At 66.1% G+C, this 20521-nt stretch carries 14 protein-coding genes; 5 read left to right on the forward strand and 9 right to left on the reverse strand.

Features of this window, described 5'->3' with window-relative positions:
* Nucleotides 1-373: 373 nt before the first annotated feature.
* From H582_RS28405 to leuC, 8 genes are all read right to left on the reverse strand, one after another.
* Nucleotides 374-4075 (reverse strand): dynamin family protein, encoded by a 3702-nt coding sequence (locus H582_RS28405; protein WP_084137421.1) that lies wholly within the window; start codon nucleotides 4073-4075, stop codon nucleotides 374-376.
* 143 nt (nucleotides 4076-4218) lie between these two features.
* Entirely contained in the window at nucleotides 4219-4500 is a 282-nt protein-coding gene (locus H582_RS0118360) for a hypothetical protein (RefSeq protein WP_028599689.1), read from the reverse strand.
* A gap of 17 nt (nucleotides 4501-4517) precedes the next feature.
* Nucleotides 4518-5225, reverse strand: coding sequence for an endonuclease III (nth, locus tag H582_RS0118365; RefSeq protein ID WP_028599690.1), 708 nt, complete (start codon nucleotides 5223-5225; stop codon nucleotides 4518-4520).
* A 131-nt stretch (nucleotides 5226-5356) separates the two neighbouring features.
* Nucleotides 5357-8062 (reverse strand): S-layer homology domain-containing protein, encoded by a 2706-nt coding sequence (locus H582_RS0118370; RefSeq protein WP_084137422.1) that lies wholly within the window; start codon nucleotides 8060-8062, stop codon nucleotides 5357-5359.
* Between the two features lie 42 nt (nucleotides 8063-8104).
* Nucleotides 8105-8740: a GerMN domain-containing protein gene (locus H582_RS0118375; protein ID WP_043111586.1), complete on the reverse strand. Its 636-nt coding sequence runs from the start codon at nucleotides 8738-8740 to the stop codon at nucleotides 8105-8107.
* A gap of 15 nt (nucleotides 8741-8755) precedes the next feature.
* On the reverse strand, nucleotides 8756-10210 hold the full coding sequence (locus H582_RS0118380; RefSeq protein ID WP_052333416.1) for an N-acetylmuramoyl-L-alanine amidase: 1455 nt from the start codon (nucleotides 10208-10210) through the stop codon (nucleotides 8756-8758).
* A 1496-nt stretch (nucleotides 10211-11706) separates the two neighbouring features.
* Nucleotides 11707-12306, reverse strand: coding sequence for a 3-isopropylmalate dehydratase small subunit (leuD, locus tag H582_RS0118385; RefSeq protein WP_028599694.1), 600 nt, complete (start codon nucleotides 12304-12306; stop codon nucleotides 11707-11709).
* 50 nt (nucleotides 12307-12356) lie between these two features.
* Nucleotides 12357-13778: a 3-isopropylmalate dehydratase large subunit gene (gene leuC / locus H582_RS0118390; protein WP_028599695.1), complete on the reverse strand. Its 1422-nt coding sequence runs from the start codon at nucleotides 13776-13778 to the stop codon at nucleotides 12357-12359.
* Nucleotides 13779-13932: 154 nt separating this feature from the next.
* Here leuC and H582_RS0118395 point away from each other — a divergent pair, with 154 nt between their 5' ends.
* Complete coding sequence (locus H582_RS0118395; RefSeq protein ID WP_028599696.1) at nucleotides 13933-14838, forward strand: LysR family transcriptional regulator; 906 nt, start codon at nucleotides 13933-13935, stop codon at nucleotides 14836-14838.
* A 23-nt stretch (nucleotides 14839-14861) separates the two neighbouring features.
* Here the strand turns inward: H582_RS0118395 and H582_RS0118400 are convergent, their stop codons facing one another.
* The gene (locus tag H582_RS0118400) at nucleotides 14862-15671 is read right to left on the reverse strand and encodes a carbon-nitrogen family hydrolase (RefSeq protein ID WP_028599697.1); all 810 of its coding nucleotides are present in this window, start codon (nucleotides 15669-15671) and stop codon (nucleotides 14862-14864) included.
* 145 nt (nucleotides 15672-15816) lie between these two features.
* Here H582_RS0118400 and H582_RS0118405 point away from each other — a divergent pair, with 145 nt between their 5' ends.
* From H582_RS0118405 to H582_RS0118420, 4 genes are all read left to right on the forward strand, one after another.
* Entirely contained in the window at nucleotides 15817-16293 is a 477-nt protein-coding gene (locus H582_RS0118405) for a hypothetical protein (protein WP_028599698.1), read from the forward strand.
* Nucleotides 16294-16404: 111 nt separating this feature from the next.
* On the forward strand, nucleotides 16405-17607 hold the full coding sequence (locus H582_RS0118410; protein ID WP_043111587.1) for a pyridoxal phosphate-dependent aminotransferase: 1203 nt from the start codon (nucleotides 16405-16407) through the stop codon (nucleotides 17605-17607).
* A gap of 434 nt (nucleotides 17608-18041) precedes the next feature.
* Nucleotides 18042-19145 carry a glutamate 5-kinase gene (gene proB, locus H582_RS0118415; RefSeq protein WP_028599700.1) on the forward strand — a complete coding sequence of 368 codons (1104 nt, stop codon included), beginning with the start codon at nucleotides 18042-18044 and terminating at the stop codon, nucleotides 19143-19145.
* 62 nt (nucleotides 19146-19207) lie between these two features.
* Nucleotides 19208-20491: a glutamate-5-semialdehyde dehydrogenase gene (locus tag H582_RS0118420; protein ID WP_052333417.1), complete on the forward strand. Its 1284-nt coding sequence runs from the start codon at nucleotides 19208-19210 to the stop codon at nucleotides 20489-20491.
* The last annotated feature ends 30 nt before the right edge of the window (nucleotides 20492-20521 follow it).

Below are 20521 nucleotides of genomic sequence, written 5' to 3' on the forward strand. Positions count from 1 at the left end.
GTTAGTTAGGTTTAACTGCGATTTCAGTGCTGACATGGACGTATGTTATCAGCATCCCGCAGGAGCGGCAAACGCCTTTTGCGGCCATATTCAGCACTCTGCTCCGCTAAAAGGGAAGATAAGGCACGTAAGGGGGATCATTCTCTTTTTCCTCAACGAATCGTCACGTTTACGACACATTTGCGCGTTTTTATCCGTTTCGGCTGGAAATGCGAAAAAAACTTTTAACGCTCGCCGATTTCCGCTACCGCCGGCACGCTCCGCAAGCAGCAAAAAAGGATGCCCCTCGGCCGCTATCAGCGGCGCGGAGGGACATCCTTTTTGTCGCGCGGAATCGCGCCTGCGGGCAGCGCCGCTCGGGTAGGCAGGGGGATCAGCCCGCCTCGCCGAGCAGCTCCTGAAGCTGCCGCTCCAGCGCGCGCAGCGAGTCGAGGCTGCCGCCGTCCCGCATCGAGCCGATGCGGCCGTCCAGCTCCCGTTGGAACGAAAGGCCCAGCGCGTCGGCCGCCGCGGCGAGCCCGGCTTCGAGGGCGGTCCGGTAATGGGCGAGCCAGTCCGCCGCCGCATGATCCATCCACGCCCGGATTTCCGGAGCGATTGTCTCCTCCAGCTCCTCCCGCAGCGCTTTTTTGCCCTCTCCCTCGAAGAAGGAGCGCGGGCTGCGGAACAGGCTGTACAGCCGCTTCGCCTGCACGCCGGCGGACTGCCATGGCGCCGGCTCCGGCGGAGCGGCGAACGCAGCCGCTTCCCAAGGCGCCGGCTGGAAGCCCGGCAGCAGCTCGGCCAGCCTCGCGGCCGCCGCTTCGGCGCGGACGCGGATAAGCGCGCCGGAGGCCGTTTCGAGCCGCAGCGTCGTCGCCAGCAGCTCCTGGCTCAGCTCCAGCTGAAGCAGCCGCTGCAGCTCGAGCCATGACGTCCAGACGGCCCGCCGCAGGTCGCGTCCGTCGTCCTGCAGGCTCGACGGGTTGAAGGCATAGTTGAAGAAGTCGCCGAAGCCGTAGCGGATCCGCTGCTGGATGTAGTGGAACAGCTCCTGCAGCTCCTTCTCCAGCTCGGCGGCAGGCGGCGCCTCGGCGATGACGGCAGCGGCGTCCGCCCCGGCGGCGCGCAGCCCCTCGAGACGGGCGCGCTCATGCCGCCGCGTATCAGCGTCGCCTTCGGCCGCTTCGATCCAGCCGCGGATCGTATGCGCGGCACGCTCGAGCTCGCCGTCCGCCGCCTGCACGGCCAGCCGGCCGAGCTCGCCGCGCGTGAAGTCGAGGAAGCTTTGCTCGAACGCCGGGATGCCCGACGCCGCGAGCGCCGCCTCGTCGCCGTGCTTCCCTTTCAGCCCGAGCAGGCTCGATACCGGGAACAGCCGCGGGAAGCGGATGCCGTGCTGCAGCAGATTCGATTCGACATGCTTCAGCACGTCTCCCAGCTCCTCCGGCGAGGCCGCCAGGTCGGCGGCATTGACGAGGAAGAACATCTTGTCGAGCTCGAACTGGTCCTTCACCCGCCCCAGCTGCATGAGGAATTGCCGGTCCGCCTGCGAGAACGCATGGTTGTAATAGGTGACGAACAGAATCGCGTCGGCGTTCTTGATGTAGTTGAAGGCGACTCCGGTATGGCGGGCGTTCACCGAATCCGCGCCAGGCGTATCGACGAGCACGATGCCCTGGTCGGTCAGCGGCGAGCTGTAGAACAGCTCGATCTCGCGCACGAAGCAGGAGCGGCTTTCCTCCGCGACGTAGCGGCGGTAGTCCTCCTCGCCGACGCGCAGCACCTCGCCGAGCTGCGGCGACAGCTCGCTCCAGCCGGCCGCCGCCGCCTTGAGGAAGCTGTAATGCGGCCGCCCGGCGGCATGGATGCCGTCCGGACGCAGCGCGGCGATCCGCTTCAGCAGCTCCGCCTCGGCGGCGCCGGAGGCGTCCTCGCCGAGCAGCGACAGCGAAAAGCGCAGATCGTCCAGCATCGCCTCGCGGGCTTTCATGCTGACGCGGGCCGTGCCGTGAGGCTGCTCCTCCGTCGGCGCAAGGATGCGGTTGATCGCCGCCGTTGTCGGATTCGGCGACACGGGCAGCGCCCGCTCGCCGATGAGCGCGTTGGCGAGCGACGACTTGCCCGCGCTGAACGCGCCGAACAGCGCGATCGTGAAGCGGCTCGCGCCGAGGCGCTCGGCGCGGGCGCGCATCGCCGCGGCCGCAGCGGCCAGCGCCGGCTCCGGCGCGAGCAGCTCCGCCGCGGCGCGCAGGCGCGCGGCGGCCGCGCGCTGCGGCGCGAGCGCGCCTGCGGCGGCTTCGCCGGCGGCAGCGGCGGCGCGGCCAGCGCCTGCGGCAGCCGGCGCAGGCGCGGCTTCGCCGGCGAGCGCCGGCTCCGGCGCTGCCGGAGCGCTGCCGGCCGCGCCTGCGGCTGCGGCGGCGCGCGCTTGCGGCGCCGGCAGCGCCGGGCGCGCCGGCTCCGCCGGCAGCAGCGCCAGCGCGCGCGCCTCGCGCTGCGCGGCCGCCTCGCCGAGCGCGGCGAGGCCCGCGAGCGCCGCGGCTTGGCCGCCGAGCGCGGCCAGCTCGGCGCGCGCCGCTGCGGCGGCGGCGGCATAGCGCGGCCGCGCGGCCGCCGCGAGCGCCGCCGCCGCCTCAAAGGCGCCGCGCTTCAGCTGCGCCTTGATCTGCGCGGCGGCGTCGCGGCAGTACACGATCGTGTACTCGCCGCCGAACACCGCGCCGCTGCTGACGCGCTCCGCCAGCCAGGCGGCGTCCGGCCGCCAGGCGAGCGCCGCCTCGAGTCCGCTTTCCCACGACTGCCGCTCCGGCCCCTGCAGCCCCTCGCGGTCCGCCGCCTTGCGCAGCAGGTCGGCCAGATGCCAGGCGGCCTCCGCCTGCACCTGCCGGCCAAGCTCCTCCTCGAACGCCGCCGCGCGCCGCTCCTGCTCGGCCGCCGTCTTGGAGGCGGCGAACAGCAGGCCCGTCTTGAAGCCCGGCTTGCGGCTCTCCAAAAACGACGCGGCGATGTCCCGGGTCGCGGCCGGCATCAGGTTGGCGTTGTCGAGAATTTTGCCGATCTCCGCCTGCAGCGACGCTTCCAGCGCCTGCGGTCCGGACTCGGCGCCGCCTGCGGCCTGCTCCAGCTCCCGCATCGCCGCCTGCAGTCCGGCCCGTTCCTCCTCCGGCCCGGCCTCGAGCTCCAGCCGCTCCCGCTGCGGCTCCTCCGCTTCGAGCCGATGCTTCAGCCAGCTGCGGGCGAGATGGCGGAGCGAGGCGTGCACGCTCCCGACGGCCAGCTCCGAGCGCAGCCCCTCCAGCTCGCCAAGCAGCTTCTTGAGCTCCTCGAACTGGCTCTGCGGATGCTCCGGCTCGCGCAAGGACAGGTAGAGCGTGCCGGCCGGCTCCAGATGCCAGCTGCGGAACGCCTCCTCCACGCTGCGCTTGTACTCCGCGAACGGCAGCTCCTCCTCGCGATGCTTGTCGATCTGGTTGACGATCAGATAGAGCGGCTTGCCCCAGTCCTTGAGCCCTTTGGCGAACTCGAAGTTGATCTCCGACTGGACATGATTGTAGTCCATCACGTAAAAGACGACATCCGCCAGATGCAGCGCCGACTCCGTCGCCATCCGGTGGGCGTCGTCCGTCGAGTCGATGCCCGGCGTGTCAAGCAGCGTCGTCTGCCGGCCGAAGCCGCTCGCCGGATAGGTCAGTTCGACGCTGCGGAAAACCTCTCCGTTTTTGCAATAGTCCTCCAGCCGCAGCGGATCGGCCTCGATCGTCCGCTCTTCCCCGTCCACGACCGCGTGGATGACCGCCCTCGCCGGTTCCCCCGACGCGATCGTCACGACGTTGGCGCTGGTCGGAATCGGACTCGACGGCAGCAGCCGCACGCCGCACAGCGCATTGACGAGCGTCGACTTGCCAGCCGAGAAATGGCCGCAAAACGCTGCCGACAGCCGGCCGGCCTCCAGCTTCTCCTCCAGCTGGCGGGCTCTTCCCGCCAGCTCCTTCTCGCCTTGCTCGGCAAGCAGGACGGCCAGCCGCTCCGCCGAATAGCCGAGCCGCTCCGCCTCCTCCTGTCCGCTGGACATCGTTGCTGTTTCCCCTTGAGCCATGTCGCCATTCTCCTCTCCGCTTCGCCCGCCGGATCTCTCTGATCAAAAAGGTCAAAAAAGCGCAAAACAGCCGTCCCCGGGCGGCAGGGACGGCTGATGCTGCAATCGAATCGCCTTGCTCTGCGGCAGGCGCCGGCGCCGGTTTAAACGGCCGGCGCCTCCTCATCCTCATCCGTCGGGATGCAGATCTCGAACACATTGCCGTGCTGCAGGATCGTGATGCCGCGCTGCTTCTCGCGCATGACGACGACCTCCGGCTTCTGGCGCATGCGCTCCAGGTATTGGGCCGGCAGATCGCCGGAGCCGCTTACCGTCACGCCTTCGACGACGAGATCCTCGTTTTCTCCCGGAGGAGCTTCCATCACCTGCTCGTAAATATCGGAGAACAGACCGAAGTCATTCGTGAATACGCTGATGCATTTCATTGTTCATCATCCTTCGCTTAAAGGTTGGAAGCCTCGCGCCTGGCGGCGGCTCCCTTCTTGGATCTAGGTTTGGCGGCGGGGACCGCCTTCATGCGCCGCTGGCCTTCCTTGCACAGCCCGATGAGCGGACAGATGTCGCATTTGGGCTGCTGGGCCTTGCAGTGGTAGCGCCCGAAAAAGATGAAGCGATGATGGGTCAGCGTCCATTCATCCCGGGGGACGCGGCGCATCAGCTTCTTTTCGACCTCGAGCACGGAATCGTCAGGCTTCGCCAGCCCGAGCCGCTTGGACACCCGCTCCACATGCGTATCCACCGCGATCGCCGGGACGCCAAACGCGTTGCTGACGACGACGTTGGCCGTCTTGCGCCCGACGCCGGGCAGCTCCGTCAGTTCCTCATGCGTGCGCGGGACGTCGCCGTCATGCCGATCCAGCAGGATCCGGCACAGCTTCTGGATGTTCGCGGCCTTCGTGCGGAACAGGCCGATGCGACGGATGTCCTGCTCGAGCTCGGCCAGCTCGACCTTCAGGTAATCCTCCGGGGAACGGTATTTTCGGAACAGATCCGCCGTCACGCGGTTCACCGTCTCGTCCGTGCACTGCGCGGACAGCAGCACCGCGATCGTCAGCTCGAACGCGTTTCCGTGGTTCAGCTCGCAATGCGCGTCCGGAAACAGCTCGGCCATCGTGTCGAGAATGAACCGGATTTTATCGGAAGCTTTCATTGGAACGCTCTCTCCCTAGTTGCACTATCGTTCAAAGTGTACCGAATCTGCCCGTCCGGCGCAACCGAAAAAGGCTGTCCGCGCAAAAAAAGAAGCGCCTCGCGGCGCTTTGTTGCGAAAATCTTCGTTTTTCAGCCTTTGACGACCTCCAGCAGCTTGCCTCCGAACACGTACAGCGTGACGGCATCGCCATCGGTCAGCGAAGCGATCGCGATCGCTTGCCCGTTCCAGCTGGCCGCCGCGCCTTCGGCGAGCGTGAAGCGATAGCTGTTGTCGGTAAGCGAGCTGCGCTTCACGAGCAGCTGGCCGTTCTCCATTTTCCAGAACGTCTTCTTGACGCCGGCGTTCGCTTCGATGACGACGGCTCCATCGGCGTTTTTGCGCGTCTCCACGCGGTCGCCGACAGCCAGCGTCGACACGCTGCCGCTCGCCGCTCCGTTCTTGACGATGCTGTAGCCGCTGCCGAGCTCGATCGTGCGCGCCGAGCCGCCGTACTCCTGCACGGTGACGGAGCTGGCACCGATCTGCGTGACGACGCCGTAGCGGACCGTCACGAGCGTCAGCGACGATGGCGTCTGACCCGCATAAGTGACGTTCACCGTAGCTCCCGCCGCAAGCGAGGCGAACGGAACGGTCGCGCCGTCGTCGCCGCGCAGCGGCAGGCTGCCCGCGCTGAGGGCGATGCCGCTGCCGGAAGCCGGCTGCAGGCCGAGGATCTTGTTGGCCGCATCGACCGACGAGATTTTGTACTGCACGCCCTGATGGACGCGCAGGCTCGTCGCCTTGGCCTGATTCGTATCGAGGCCGGCCGTCACGCGCATTCCGACCTTGACGTCGGCAATCGTCGCGCCGCTCTTGCCGTACCAATCGACGGAGAGCGCGTCGAACGGCAGCGTCGCCGACGTGCCGTCGTCAAGCGACAGCGCCAGCGTCTTGGTCGCCGTATTGAGCAAGCCGATCGTGCCCGTGTATTGATACACGAAGCGGATCAGCACGGCGTCGCTGCCGGAATAGCCGACCGTCACGCGCTGGCCCTGGCGCAGCATGCCCGCCGCCGTCGACAGCGGCACGTTCGTGCCGTTCAGCTCGACCCGCGTCTTGTCGGTCACCTGGAGCGCCGCGAGCTTGCCGTTCGTGCCCTTGACGGTGAGAGCCTTCTGCTCGGCGCTGTAGCTGAGCACCTCGGCTCCGGTCAGCGTCGTCAGCGAGCGGTTCTTGACCGTGATCGAGGTGATCTTGCCGGCGGCGTCGAGCGCGAGCTCCAGCTGGTCGTCCTTGTACAGGTCGCCGAGCACCGGCTGCTCGATGCCGGGTATCGTCAACGTCACGTTGTCCGCAAGCTTGCTCGTCTGGGCTTTTCCGGCAACCTCGTAAATCAGGTACTCTCCCGTATAGGCGCTGAACGTGCCGCTCGCGCTCCGCACCGTCGTATCCGTCACCTTCACCGACACGACCTGGCTGTCCTTGACGGAATAGCTGACCGTATCGCCCGCCTTCAGTCCGGCAAGGCCGCCCTCCAGCGCGCGGCCGTCCCAGCCGAGCACGACGAGTCCCGCCGCTGCCGGCCACGTCTCGTCGGCGCCGGACGCCGTCTTGACCGTCAGCATGCCGTTCGCCGAGGCGGCGACGGTGCCGGCGCCTTCCTTGGTCACCGGAGCCGACTTGACGACGATCTCGAGCGCGCCCGGCTTGTCGCGGAACGTATCCGTCTTGACGATGACCTGGCTGTCCGTCTTGAGATCGGCGAGCTCCAGCTTCGCGCCCTCCTGCGACTTGATCGCAAGCGACGAGTCGTAGGAAACGCCGATCATGTTCTGTCCATCCCAGAGCCATACCGTATTCTGGCCGGGAGCGATCTGCTTGATCGTGCCCTCGGTCGACTTCACCTGCTGCTCCGTGTCGGTCTGCTCCACATAAAGCGCGTCCGTGCCTCCGCCGAGCACCTGCACATGCGTGTACAGCTGCAGCTCGGAGCCGGACTTCAGCGCCGTCTCGCTGTCGAAGCGGTAGAAGCGGACATCCGCGGCGAGGTTGAACGTGCGGAAGCCTTCATCGGTATAGACGGTAGCCGTCGTGCCGCTGAGCGCCGTGAGCACGCCCTCCGTCTCGCCCGGGTAAGAGACCGGCGCGAGCGTCTGCGCGCGGCTGAACAGCGTCGCCGCCGAAGCCCGGTTGACGGCGGAGACCGGATCGAACTTCTCCGCCGTCACGCCTTTGACGAGTCCGAGCGAGACGCCTGCATTGACATACCCGGCATAACCCGCGCCGATGGAGGCGGCGTCCTGGAAGCCGGAGCTTTTGGAGGCCAGCTCCTGAGCGAGCTGCTGCTTGCCTGCGGCGCGCACGATCAGCTTCGTGATCCATTCGCGCGATGCGGCGGAAGCGCCCCATTCCTGCTTCGGCTGCGATTCGGCCAGCTTGAACTCCTCTTCCTGGCTGAGCAGGCCCAGCTTCATTGCCAGCACGACGTACGGCTTGTAGTAGTTGTTCACTTGGAACGTATCGGGGAAGACGACGGCCTGCGAGGCGTCGATCTCCTTTTCCTTGCCCATGAAGCGGAGCGCCATGACGACGGCTTCCTGGCGGCTCACCGACGCCGAAGGGCGGAATTGCCCTTGGTTGCCGACGATGATGCCCTGCAGGGCCAGCTTCATGATGCTGCGCTCCGCCCAATGTCCGGCTTTGACGTCGGCGAAGAAGGATCCGGCCGCTGCGGCCGCTGTCGTCCCCCCGGACACGGAAGAAGCCGCTGCATGAGCAGCGGCAGGTCCTCCAGCCAGGAGGGAGAGGGCGATCATGCCCGTGGCGAAACGATAGGCTTTTGTACTTAATGGCATCTGTTCCGGCTCTCCCCTATGAATGGAATGAAATAGATCTGGTTATCGGCGGCCTTCGTACGAAGCGCGCTTGATCGGATGCTCCAGCTCGACGTGGCCCATCAGGCTCTCGACCGCCTCGCCGTCCACCGTCACGTCGAGCGACTCGATTTCGGGAAACTGGAACGCCGTGCGCGCCAGCGAGTCGATGGCAAGCTGCTCGCCCGACCCGCCCAAGCGCGCATCGTCCGGCAAGGTCAAGTCGACCTGCGCCGCCCCGTCCTTGAGCTGCACGGAACGGAACTCCACGCCTTGCCATAAGGACAGATAGCCGTCGCGGTCCGCTCCGGCCAGCGCCTCGAGCGCGGCAGCGAGCTTGTCGGCATCGCTCTTGTAAGAAATTTCAGCATCGAATGCCTTGAGCTCCAGCAGCTCCGAATCGGTTTGATAAATCTGGATCGTCGCCTTTTGCAGCTGCGCCTCCGCTCCGCTCCCGGCGGAAGCTCCGTCGCCGGAGCCTTCGGCCGTCTGCGGCGACGGCGACAAGGAAGGAGCCGCCGTCGCGGCAGGAGACGGAGACGGCGATGGGCTGGACGCTCCCGCCCCGCCCTCCGGCGCTTTGGCGCCGCAGCCTGCAAGCGCGGCCGTAACGGCGGCGGCGGCCAGCAGCGCCGCCAGCTTGAATCTAGGCTGCTTCATGGCTCTGTCGCCTCCTTACAGCTTTAAATATTCCTTGATTCCTGCCACGAGCGCTTGCGCGATCTCGTTCTGCTTCTTCTCGTCGAACAGGATCGCTTCGTCCTTGGCGTTCGTGAGGAAGCCGGATTCCGTCAGCACTGCCGGCATCGTCGTTTGCTTGATGACGACAAAGCCCGCCGTCTGCACCTTGCGGTCCGGAAGTCCGGTCGCGCCGAGCAGATGCTTCTGGATGATGTCAGCGAGCGTCTTGCTGTCCGCCCGATTATAGAAGGTTTCGGTCCCCGAAGCCGAGGAGCCTTTGAGCGCGTTCGCGTGAATCGAGATGAACACGTCCGCTTTGAGCCTGTTGGCGATTGCCGCCCGCTCTTCCAGAGCGATGAAGGTATCGTCCGAGCGCGTCAGGATCGGCTCGATGCGAGCCTCCTTCTTGAGCAGCTCGTTCACCTTGAGGGCGATGGCCAGGTTGTACGCCTTCTCCGTCTTGCCGCTGATGCCGATCGCGCCCGGATCGTGGGCGCCGTGTCCGGCGTCGATGACGACCTTGAAGATCTTGTCGCCCGACGGCGTCGTCGGAATCGGAGGCACCGGCTCGGTCGAGCCGAGGACGCTCAGCTGCACGAGGCCCTCGGACTTGGTGAGCGTATACTGCGCCGCCGCCGTCAGATCCCATACGATCCGGACCGTCGAAGGCTTGTCCGAATAATGGGAGAAGCGAATCTTGCTCACCAGAGGGTTGTCCGTGACGATCTCGCCCATCTTGGCCGTCGTCGCCGTGAAGCCCGGGGCGAAGGCGTCCGCGAACGCCGATGCCGGAATGTCCAGCACGAGCCGGTCCGGTCCGGTCAGCACCTGCGGCTCGCCTACCGTCGCGATGCCTTGGTAGGCGATGCTCGTCGTGCCGATGCCGTCGTACTGGATGGAGGTGACGAGCGCCTGCGCGTCGGACGGCACCGTGCCGCCGCCATTGCCGCCGCCCGGCTCCGTGCCGCCCTGGCCGGGATCCGGCTGGCTGCCGGTTCCGCCTGTTCCGGGCTGGCTTCCGCCGCCGTCCGTGCCCGGGTTTTCGGGCTCCTGCACGGCCGGCTGGAACAGATACACCGACTTGGCAGGCGCGTCGTAGTACACCTCCAAGCCCATGTTCTCGCTCACGAAGCGCAGCGGCACCATCGTCGTGCTGGCCGCTCCGCTGCCGACAATTTTCGCCGGCGTCGGCAGAGCGACCTTCGAGCCGTTGACGACGGCGGACTTGCTGCCGACGACGAGCTCGATGAGGCTGTCTCCGTTATGTATGACTGCCTTTTTTGCCGCCTTGTCCCACGTCACGTCAAAGCCCATCCCCTCGGCTACCGTGCGGATCGGAATGAACGTCGTGCTCTGGTCGATCCGGGGCGCCGATGCCGACTGAAGCTCCAGGCCGTTCAGGAACAGCTTGGGAGCCTTGCTCGCCGCGGAAGTGGCCGAAGCGAACATGGTTAACGCTGCTACGAGAAACACCAGCATCAGAACTGCTTTTTTCATCATTCACCTCGAAAAACGGATTCACCCGCCTTGCCTGTCCGGCGGCAGTGGACGTTGGCAAAGTCAGGCAAAAGGTTAGACGCGAAGCGTCCCGAAAAGTTGCGAAAAAAAGGGAACCGTGGCAACTTTTTTGCGTATAGGCGAGGTTGCCGCTTCGCAGGCCGCGCCGCTCCGGCAAATGACCGCTCGACGAATGCTGACGCCGCGACAGATCGTCTTTGCTTCGCTGGCTGCAGATCGAGTTGCTCGGTTTTTCCGCACAACTCTAACAGTTCGCTCCTCTTCTGACCCAGTTACTCGGTTTTTCCGCGCAACTCCGACCGCTCGCTCCTCTTCTGACCCCAGTTACTCGGTTTTTCCGCACAACTCTGACCGTTCGCTCCTCTTCTGACCCAGTTACTCGGTTTTTCCGCGCAACTCCGACCGCTCGCTCCTCTTCTGACCCCAGTTACTCGGTTTTTCCGCACAACTCTGACCGTTCGCTCCTCTTCTGACCCAGTTACTCGGTTTTTCCGCGCAACTCCGACCGCTCGCTCCTCTTCGGACCCCAGTTACTCGGTTTTTCCGCGTAACTCCGACCGTCCGTTCCTCTTCGAACCCCAGTTACTCGGTTTTTCCGCGTAACTCCGACCGTTCGCTCCTCTTCTGACCCCAGTTGCTCGGTTTTTCCGCTCAGTTCTCTCTCTGATCCGCCTCCCGCGCATACGAGTAACTCGATTTTCTCGACTTAATGCCTCGGCTTCGTGCCTCCAACCACCCGCTAACTCGATTTTTTCGACTTAATGCCTCGGCTTCGTGCCTCCAACCACCCGCTTACTCGATTTTTTCGACTTAACGCCCCGGCTTCGTGCCTCCAACCACCCGCTAACTCGATTTTTTCGACTTAATGTCCCGGCTTCGTGCGAGCGGTGCGGACCTGTCCAAACCCGGTGAGACCGGCGTGGCGCGCATGGTAATCGTCTCCCAGGGATACGGGAGCGCATAAGGCCCCTGTCTTCGGTTTTACGGAGCGTGCAGGTCAATCAGCTCCCGGTGCGTAAGATTGTCGTTCCCGGTGACACGGGAGCGCTCAACCCTGCCGTCTCCCGAGAATGCGGGAGACGCGCCCCTCCCCCAAAAAAAGGGGGAGAGGCGAAGCTGATGGACAAGGCAGAGCGAAGCGAGACGATGCCTTTCGGAGAAGCGGCAGCGGTCCTCTTGGAAGACGGATGGCCTCCGCCTAGGAGGTCAAAAAATCAGGGCATCCGGCTTCCAGTGGAATCGGAGAAAGGCTCGGCTCGCGCAGCGGTTCGCCTGTCCATGGCCCGCTTTCCGGCTCACAGCCGAGAAAGGCTCGGCCCACGCAGCGGGCTTCTTGTCCATTAATCTGTCGGCTCACGGCCGCCCTCTCCCCCACGCCGAAAAATAAAAACCCGCCTGCGGACTCCGCAGACGGGCAAGCAAACTTTTTACGCGAAAGCGCCCTGACGACGCTCCTCATACGCGGAAATCTCATCCGCATGCTTCAGCGTCAGGCCGATGTCGTCCAGCCCTTGAAGCAGGAACTGGCGGCGATGCTCGTCGAGCTCGAACTCGATGCGCAGGCCGTGCGCGTCGGTCAGCAGCTTGTTTTCCAGATCGACGCTCAGCTCGTAGCCCTCATGCGCGGCGGTGCGCTGGAACAGGTCCTCGACCTGCTCCTCGCTCAGCTTGATCGGCAGGATGCCGTTCTTGAAGCAGTTGTTGTAGAAGATATCCGCGTACGACGGCGCGATGACGACCTTGTAGCCGTAGTCGAGAATCGCCCACGGCGCGTGCTCGCGGGAGGAGCCGCAGCCGAAGTTGGCGCGCGAGATCAGCACGGATGCGCCTTGATAGCGCGGCTTGTTGGGCTCGAAGTTCGGGTTGACGTTGCCCTCTTCGTCGAAGCGCCACTCGAAGAACAGGAACTGGCCGAAGCCGCTGCGCTCGATGCGCTTGAGGAACTGCTTGGGAATGATGGCGTCCGTATCGACGTTGACCCGGTCGACGGGGGCGACGATGCCCGTATGCTTCACGAATGGTTCCATGATCGGTGAAACTCCCCTCTGTATGAAACGGCCTGAGCCGCTGGTATTTATTAGTTCGCTACCGCTTGCTTGATCTTCCAGTCGCGCACGTCCGTGAAGCGGCCCTCGATCGCAGCCGCCGCGGCCATCGCCGGGGAGACGAGATGCGTGCGGCCGCCGCGGCCCTGACGTCCCTCGAAGTTGCGGTTGGACGTAGAGGCGCAGCGCTGGCCCGGCTGCAGCACGTCGGGGTTCATCGCGAGGCACATGGAGCAGCCCGCCTCGCGCCATTCGAAGCCAGCCTCGACGAACACCTTGTCGAGCCCTTCCTTCTCGGCCTGCATCTTGACGCGTCCGGAGCCCGGCACGACGATCGCGGTGACGCGGTCACTCACCTTATAGCCGCGGGCGATCTCGGCGGCGGCGCGCAGGTCCTCGATGCGGCCGTTCGTGCAGGAGCCGATGAACACGTAGTCGATCGGAATCTCGGCCATCGGCGTGCCCGGCTTCAGATCCATGTATTCCAGCGCCTTCTCGGCCGCCTTGCGCTCGTTCTCCGTCGGCAGGTCGGACGGGTTCGGCACGGCAGCCGTAATGTCGGTGCCCATGCCGGGGCTCGTGCCCCAGGTTACTTGCGGAATCAGGCTGTCGACGTCGAACTCCAGCACGGTGTCGTACTCGGCACCCTCATCGGTCGTCAGCTGGCGCCATGCCTCGATCGCGGCGTCGAAGTCGGCTCCCTGCGGCGCGTACTCGCGGCCGCGCAGGTACTCGAACGTCGTCTCGTCCGGAGCGATCAGGCCGGCGCGCGCGCCGCCCTCGATGCTCATGTTGCAGACGGTCATGCGCTCCTCCATCGTGAGCGACGCGATCGACTCGCCCGTGTACTCCAGCACGTAGCCGGTGGCGAAGTCGGTGCCGTACTTGGCGATCAGGCCGAGGATCATGTCCTTGGCGGTGACGCCGGGCTTGCGGCTGCCCTTGAAGCGGATCGCCATCGTCCGCGGCTTGGACTGCTGCAGGCACTGGGTGGCGAGCACATGCTCCACCTCGCTCGTGCCGATGCCGAACGCCAGCGCGCCGAACGCGCCGTGCGTGCTCGTGTGGCTGTCGCCGCAGACGATCGTCTTGCCCGGCCAGGTGAGGCCGATCTCAGGCCCCATGACGTGCACGACGCCCTGGTCGATGTTGTTGAGGTCGAACAGCTTGACGCCGAAGTCGGCGCAGTTCTGCGTGAGCGTGTCGACCTGCTGCTTGGAGATCGGGTCCTTGATGTTGAAGCGGTCCTTGGTCGGAACGTTGTGGTCCATCGTCGCGAACGTGCGGTCCGGGCGGCGGACCGGGCGGCCGGAGAGGCGCAGTCCCTCGAACGCCTGCGGCGACGTGACCTCGTGGACGAGATGCAGGTCGATGTAGAGGATGCTCGGCTTGCCCTCTTCCGCGTGGATGACGTGATTGTCCCAGATTTTTTCGAACATCGTGCGCTTTTTCATAAGTTATCACCCCGTATGAGTATCGGTGCCGTTTGTTGATCTGCCTCCAGCATACACGCCGGCAGTTGATTGTTCCAAGATATAATATCTATAATCATTATAGGAGTCTGTTATAAATCGCCCGGCCGCGCCTGGGCGCCGAAGGAGTCGAACGATGGAACTACGCCAGCTGCATTACGTCATCCAGATCGCCAAGGAGCTGAACTTCTCGCGCGCCGCCGAGAAGCTCCATATCGCCCAGCCGTCGCTCAGCCAGCAGCTGTCCAAGCTGGAGAAGGAGATCGGCGTGCTGCTCGTCCGCCGCACGACCAACTCCGTCGAGCTCACCCATGCGGGGGAGGTGTTCGTGGACAAGGCCCAGGACATCCTCGACCGCATCGAGCAGCTCAAGACCGAGATGGAGGACATGGCCCAAATGAAAAGAGGCCGCCTAGTCATCGGCAGCCTGCCGATCACCGGCTCCCACATCCTGCCGATCGTGCTGCCGGAATTCGGCCAGCGCTTCCCCGACATCGAGCTCGTGCTCGTCGAGGATACGACGGCCAAGCTCGAGCAGCTCGCCGCCAGCGGGCAGACCGACATCAGCCTGCTGACGCTGCCGCTCATCGACTCGACGCTCGTCTACGAGCCGCTCATCCGCGAGGAGATCACGCTCGCCGTGCCGCCGAGCCATCCGCTCGCCGGCCGGACCGAGCCGATCGAGCTGGAGACGCTGCGCGAGGAGCCGTTCATCGTGCTCAAGAAAGGCCAGGGCTTCCGCCAGATCGCCCTCGACCTGTGCGCGGGCGCCGGCTTCCAGCCGCGCATCGTGTTCGAGAGCAGCAACATCGAGACGGTGCAGTCGCTCGTCGCCGCCGGCATGGGCGTCGCCTTCATCCCGCAGATGATCGCGCAGGGACGCCATACGGAGTTCACGCCGTCGTTCATTCCGCTCGCCGGCAAGCCGTCGCGCACGCTCGTCATCGCCAGCCGCAAGGGCCGCTACCTGTCCAAAGCGGCGGAAGCCTTCATCGAGACGATGAAGGCTTCCGTAAGCCGCCACTACGGCGGGCAGGACTAGAGCCCGGCCGCTGCGGCCGCGCCCTACAGCCGGTACAGCTGCGGCCTGCGGTCCTCGAAGACGGGAATGCGCGAGCGCACCTCGTCGACCAGCGACAGATCGATGTCGGCGCTGAGGATCGTCTCCTCCTCGCCCGCCTCGGCGATCACTTCGCCCCACGGGTCGATGATCATCGAGTGGCCGAAAAATTCCGTCGATCCGCTCATGCCCGTGCGGTTGCAGGCGATGACGTACATCTGGTTCTCGATCGCGCGCGCGATCAGCAGCGAGCGCCAGTGATGCAGGCGCGGCTTCGGCCATTCCGCCGGCACGAACAGAGCCTTGGCCCCGGCCAGCGCGAGCGAGCGGGCGAGCTCCGGAAAGCGGATGTCGTAGCAGATCATCATCGCCGCGTCCGCTCCTTCGAGCGGGAACAGGCCGAGGCGCGAGCCGGCCGCCAGATGCTTCTCCTCGTCCATCAGCCGGAACAGATGGATCTTCTCGTACTGTCCGGCCAGCTCTCCCTCCCGATTATAGGCGTAGGCGGCGTTGTACACCTCCTGCGCCCTCTTTTCCGCGATCGAGCCGCCTACGACATGCACGCCCGCCCCCCGGCTGAACGCCGAGAGCATGCCGCGCGTCCGCGCCCCTTCCTCGTCGGCCAGCTCGCCGATGCGGTCGAGCGCGTAGCCGGTATTCCACATCTCCGGCAGCACGATCACGTCGGGCTTGTCCGCCGCCGCGGCCGCCTCCTGCAGCCTGGCCTGCACCCGGCCGAAGTTCAGCTCCGGCTCTCCTGCGTCTATATGAAGCTGCAGCGCCGACACGCGCAGCTTGCCTCCGGTTCCGCTCATGCCTCCAACCCCTTTCCGCGCATCCGCCTTGGAATGCTTGTCTAGATGCTACTATTCTTGCCGCCTCATAGGGCGCTGTCAAGATGGACAGCTTAATAGCGAAGTTCCGGCTGCCCGAGGCAGCACGAAAGGAGATGCTTTGCCCATGCGATTCCTTCCCTCTCGATCGCGCGCCGCGCGCATGCGGCTGGCCGCCGCTGCGCTTGTCCTCCTGCTGCTCGCGAGCCTGCTGCCGCAGGCTGCCGCGGCTGCGGCTCCGGCGCCGAGCAAGCCCGACCGTCCCGTCCAGGTGTTCGACGTCCGCGCCGGCAAGGTCGTGCAGTCGTTTCCGAATGAGGACGCGTACCAGCAGATCGCCCGCGCCTGGCTGGACGCGGCCGAAGGGCTGTCGCCCAATCTGTCCCCGGACGATGACTGCGGCTATGTGTTCCGCATCCCGCTGCGGAAGCCCGCCTCGGTGAAGGTCGGCAGCCTGCGCCTGACCGCCGAGGACGTGTTCCTGTTCTATTGCCCCGAGCGCGAGCCGGAGCTGCTCGTGTTCGACGAGCGCAAGAAGCCGTACCTGCTGACCGCCCGCCCCGATCTGCGGCCGTTCTTCGAGCGGATCGGCTTCGAGCCCTGACCGCTCCGCTCGACAGTCCGTCCCTCCTCTGCTACCATGGGTGCAGCAAGCCGGAAGCGAGCGCGCGAGCCGCAGCGGTCCGGCCAAGGATGATGATGGAGTGATGACAAGATGAGCAAAAGCCGCTTCGGCGCGGCGGCGCCCGGCATCGTGCCCGCCCGCCGCTTGCAAGGGCTGCCCGAGCAGTTTTTCGCCAAGCTGGTCGGCAAGGCGAACGCCCGCGCCGCGCTCGGCCGGGATGTAATCAATCTCGGCCAGGGCAACCCGGATACGCCGACGCCCGCCCATATCGTGGAGAAGATGCAGCAGGCGTCCGCCGATCCGCGCTACCACCGCTACCCGCCGTTCCGCGGCTTTCCGTTCCTGAAGGAAGCGGTCGCGCTGCGGTACAAGGAGGATTACGGCGTCGAGCTCGATCCCGAGACCGAGGTCGCGATCCTGTTCGGCGGCAAGACGGGCCTGATCGAGATCAGCCAGTGCCTGCTCGATCCCGGCGACCTGTGCCTCGTGCCCGATCCGGGCTACCCGGACTACTGGTCCGGCGTCGCGCTGTCGGGCGCGCGCATGTCGTTCATGCCGCTGCGCGAGGAGAACGGCTTCCTGCCGGACTACAGCCGCATCGGCGCGGACGACCGCCGGGACGCCAAGCTGATGTTCTTCAACTATCCGAACAACCCGACCGGAGCGGTCGCGACGCCGGAGTTCTACCGCGAGACGGTCGAGTTCGCCGCGGCGAACGGCATCGTCGCCGCCAGCGACTTTGCCTACGGCGCGCTCGGCTTCGACGGCCGGCGGCCGATCAGCTTCCTCGAGACGCCCGGCGCCAAGGAGGTCGGCGTCGAGTTCTACACGCTGTCCAAGACGTACAACATGGCCGGCTGGCGCGTCGGCTTCGCGCTCGGCAACGCGCGCATCGTCGAGCTCATCAACCTGATCCAGGACCACTATTACTGCAGCCTGTTCGGCGGCATCCAGGAAGCGGCGGCGGCGGCGCTGACCGGCTCCCAGCAGTCGGTGCGCGAGCTCGGCGCCAAGTACGAGTCGCGGCGCGAGGCGCTGTTCGGCGAGCTGGAGCGCATCGGCTGGCAGGCGGAGCGGCCCGGCGGCTCGTTCTTCTGCTGGCTGCCGGTGCCGAAGGGCATGACGTCGGAGCAGTTCGCCGACATCGCGCTCGAGCAGGCCGACGTCGTCGTCGCGCCCGGCGTCGGCTTCGGCCGGCACGGCGAAGGCTACGTGCGGCTCGGCCTGCTGACGGACGAGGATCGGCTGCGCGAGGCGGCCGCCCGCATCGGCAGGCTCGGCCTGTTCGGCTAAGGCCGCTTCCGGCCCGCCCACCTGTCTCGCCGGCACGGCTGCGGGCGGCCGAGTGCCGGGCAGGTTGGCGCCGCGCGCCGCCTCCCCGCTCGCGGTCCTTTACGGCTTTACAGTGCCCGGGCGTCATGGTATGCTGGGTTCAATTCAACACGTTAGACGCTGTGAAGGGAAACGACAGAATCCCGCTGCGCCTCAGAGAGCGGTCTCCATCGGCTGGGAGAGACTGCGGCGCCAGCCTTCTGCACCCGTCCCGGAGCGCCCGGCGAGGAGCCGGACAGCGCCCTCTGTTACAAGGGCACCGAGCGGGACGGCTTTGCCGTCCAAGTTTAAGGTGGTACCGCGGAAGCAGCAGCTTTCGTCCTTTAGAGGACGAAAGTTTTTTTTGTTTCCGCCGCGTCCACGCCATTTTTGCCGAGCAAGAGAGGAGCAGCACGATGAGCGCTGACAGACGCGTCGTCAAGATCGGGAGCAGCTCGCTGACGAGTCCCGAAGGCGGATTGAACAAAGAGAAGCTGGCCTTTTACGCCGGAGAGCTGGCCGCCCTCCACCGGCAGGGCCGCGAGGTGCTGCTCGTCACCTCCGGCGCCGTCGCCGCAGGATTCCGGGCGATCGGCTACGCCGCGCGGCCGAAGCTGCTGCATGAAAAGCAGGCCGCGGCCGCCGTCGGCCAGGCGCTGCTCATGCAGGCCTACCAGGAGGCGCTCGCGGCCGAGGGCGTCCGCTGCGCGCAGCTGCTGCTGACGCGGCCGGACTTCACGGCCCGCGGCCGCGGGCGCAACGCGATGATGACGATCGACGAGCTGCTGCGGCAGGGCGTCGTTCCGATCATCAACGAGAACGACACGGTGTCCACCGACGAGCTGAAGTTCGGCGACAACGACATGCTGTCCGCGCTCGTCGCCAATCTGGTCGGCGCGCGGCAGCTGATCATCGTCACCGACACGGACGGCCTCTATACGGCCGATCCCCGGCACGATCCGTCGGCGCGCAAGATCGAGCGCGTCGAGACGATCACCGGCGAGCTGATGGGACTTGCCGGCGGAGCCGGCTCAAGCGTCGGCACCGGCGGCATGCGCTCCAAGATCGAGGCCGCGCGCATCGCGATGCGCGGCGGCGTGCCGGCGTTCATCGGCCGCGTGCTGGAGCCGGGCGAGCTGCTGCTCGCCGCATCCGGCAGCGGCAAAGGCACCTATTTCGAATCGCGGGAGCATCATCTGCCGGTCAAGAAGCAGTGGCTCGGCTTCCACTCGATGCCGAGCGGCCGCATCGCCGTCGATGCCGGCGCGGAGCGCGCCCTCGTCAGCGGCGGCAAGAGCCTGCTGCCCGCAGGCGTCACCGCCATGAGCGGCGACTTCCATCCCGGCGACGTCGTCGAGGTGACGGATGCGGATGGCCGCCTGATCGGCCGCGGCATCGTCAACTACGACTGCTGGCAGCTGCGGGCGGCGGCCGGTCTCGGCTCGGACGAGGTGCGCCGGCGCATCGACATCGCCCGCATCGAGGTCATCCACCGCGACGAATGGATCACGCTCGCCTGACGGCAGCGTCCACATTCGAAAAACATTCAAAACGGGCTCCGGCCCGACAAGGAGGAAACGACATGAGCATGCAAGCCAGCTTGTCCGCCGCTCAGGAGGAAGCCCGCCGCAAGGCGGCCGCCGCGCGCAAGGCCGCATCGCGGCTCGCCGTGCTGACGACGGCGCAGAAGGACGAGGCGCTCGCGCGCATGGCGGACGCGCTGCTGGAGCGCTCCGCCGAGCTGATCGCCGCCAATGCGATCGATCTGAAAACAGGCGAGGAGAACGGCACCGCCCCCTCCCTGCTTGACCGGCTGAAGCTGACGCCGGAGCGGATCGAGGCGATCGCCGAGGGCGTGCGCCAGGTGATCGGCCTGCCCGACCCGGTCGGACGGACCGTGCAGGCGATCGAGCGGCCGAACGGCCTTTCGATCGAGCAGGTGACGGTGCCGCTCGGCGTCATCGGCATGATCTACGAGGCGCGCCCGAACGTGACCGTCGACGCGGCGGCGCTCTCGCTCAAGACCGGCAACGCCGTCGTCCTGCGCGGCGGCAGCGCCGCGCTGCAGACGAACCTCAAGACGGCGGAGATTCTGCGCTCCGCGCTCGCCGGCTCGGCCATCCCGCCCGAAGCGCTGCAGCTGATCGAGGATCCGAGCCGCGCCTCCGCCGACGCGATGCTCAAGCTGAGCGGGCTGCTCGACGTCATCATCCCGCGCGGCGGAGCGGCGCTCATCCGCAATGTCGTCGAAAACGCGACCGTGCCCGTCATTGAGACCGGCGCCGGAATCTGCCATACTTATGTGCATGAGGATGCGGACGCGGACATGGCGGTGTCCATCGCGGTCAACGCCAAAGCCCAGCGGCCGTCGGTATGCAATTCGATGGAGACGCTGCTGCTGCATCGCCGCTTCGCCGAGCGCGGGCTCGCCCGCATCGCCGAGGCGATGAAGGAAGCCGGCGTCGAGCTGAAGGGCTCGCCGGACGCGCTTGCCCTGCTCGGCAGCGGCGCGGCGCGTCCGGCAACGGACGCGGACTACGCCACGGAGTACAACGACTACGTGCTCAACATCCGGATCGTCGACAGCCTCGAGGAGGCGCTGGAGCATATCGAGCGCTTCGGCACGCGCCACTCGGAGTGCATCGTAACCGAGAGCGCCGCGGCCGCGGGCGAGTTCCTCGACCGCGTCGATGCGGCGGCCGTCTACCACAACGCCTCGACCCGCTTCACGGACGGGTTCGAATTCGGCTATGGCGCAGAAATCGGCATCAGCACGCAAAAGCTCCATGTGCGCGGTCCGATGGGGCTGCCGGCGCTGACATCCACCAAGTACCGCATCCGCGGAACCGGCCAGGTACGAGGCTGATTCCCCCATTCAAGGAGGCAACTGAACCGA

This window comes from Paenibacillus pasadenensis DSM 19293, assembly GCF_000422485.1.
In the GTDB taxonomy this organism is placed as follows: Bacteria; Bacillota; Bacilli; order Paenibacillales; family Paenibacillaceae; genus Paenibacillus_O; species Paenibacillus_O pasadenensis.

Excerpts from the sequence above, each read along its gene's own strand:
- H582_RS0118410 (WP_043111587.1), top strand. The coding sequence starts at position 16,405 with ATGAGCAAAAGCCGCTTCGGCGCGGCGGCGCCCGGCATCGTGCCCGCC.
- H582_RS0118400 (WP_028599697.1), bottom strand. The coding sequence starts at position 15,671 with ATGAGCGGAACCGGAGGCAAGCTGCGCGTGTCGGCGCTGCAGCTTCAT.
- H582_RS28405 (WP_084137421.1), bottom strand. The coding sequence starts at position 4,075 with ATGGCTCAAGGGGAAACAGCAACGATGTCCAGCGGACAGGAGGAGGCG.
- nth (WP_028599690.1), bottom strand. The coding sequence starts at position 5,225 with ATGAAAGCTTCCGATAAAATCCGGTTCATTCTCGACACGATGGCCGAG.
- H582_RS0118395 (WP_028599696.1), top strand. The coding sequence starts at position 13,933 with ATGGAACTACGCCAGCTGCATTACGTCATCCAGATCGCCAAGGAGCTG.
- proB (WP_028599700.1), top strand. The coding sequence starts at position 18,042 with ATGAGCGCTGACAGACGCGTCGTCAAGATCGGGAGCAGCTCGCTGACG.
- leuD (WP_028599694.1), bottom strand. The coding sequence starts at position 12,306 with ATGGAACCATTCGTGAAGCATACGGGCATCGTCGCCCCCGTCGACCGG.
- H582_RS0118380 (WP_052333416.1), bottom strand. The coding sequence starts at position 10,210 with ATGTTCGCTTCGGCCACTTCCGCGGCGAGCAAGGCTCCCAAGCTGTTC.
- leuC (WP_028599695.1), bottom strand. The coding sequence starts at position 13,778 with ATGAAAAAGCGCACGATGTTCGAAAAAATCTGGGACAATCACGTCATC.
- H582_RS0118360 (WP_028599689.1), bottom strand. The coding sequence starts at position 4,500 with ATGAAATGCATCAGCGTATTCACGAATGACTTCGGTCTGTTCTCCGAT.
- H582_RS0118405 (WP_028599698.1), top strand. The coding sequence starts at position 15,817 with ATGCGATTCCTTCCCTCTCGATCGCGCGCCGCGCGCATGCGGCTGGCC.
- H582_RS0118370 (WP_084137422.1), bottom strand. The coding sequence starts at position 8,062 with ATGCCATTAAGTACAAAAGCCTATCGTTTCGCCACGGGCATGATCGCC.
- H582_RS0118420 (WP_052333417.1), top strand. The coding sequence starts at position 19,208 with ATGAGCATGCAAGCCAGCTTGTCCGCCGCTCAGGAGGAAGCCCGCCGC.
- H582_RS0118375 (WP_043111586.1), bottom strand. The coding sequence starts at position 8,740 with ATGAAGCAGCCTAGATTCAAGCTGGCGGCGCTGCTGGCCGCCGCCGCC.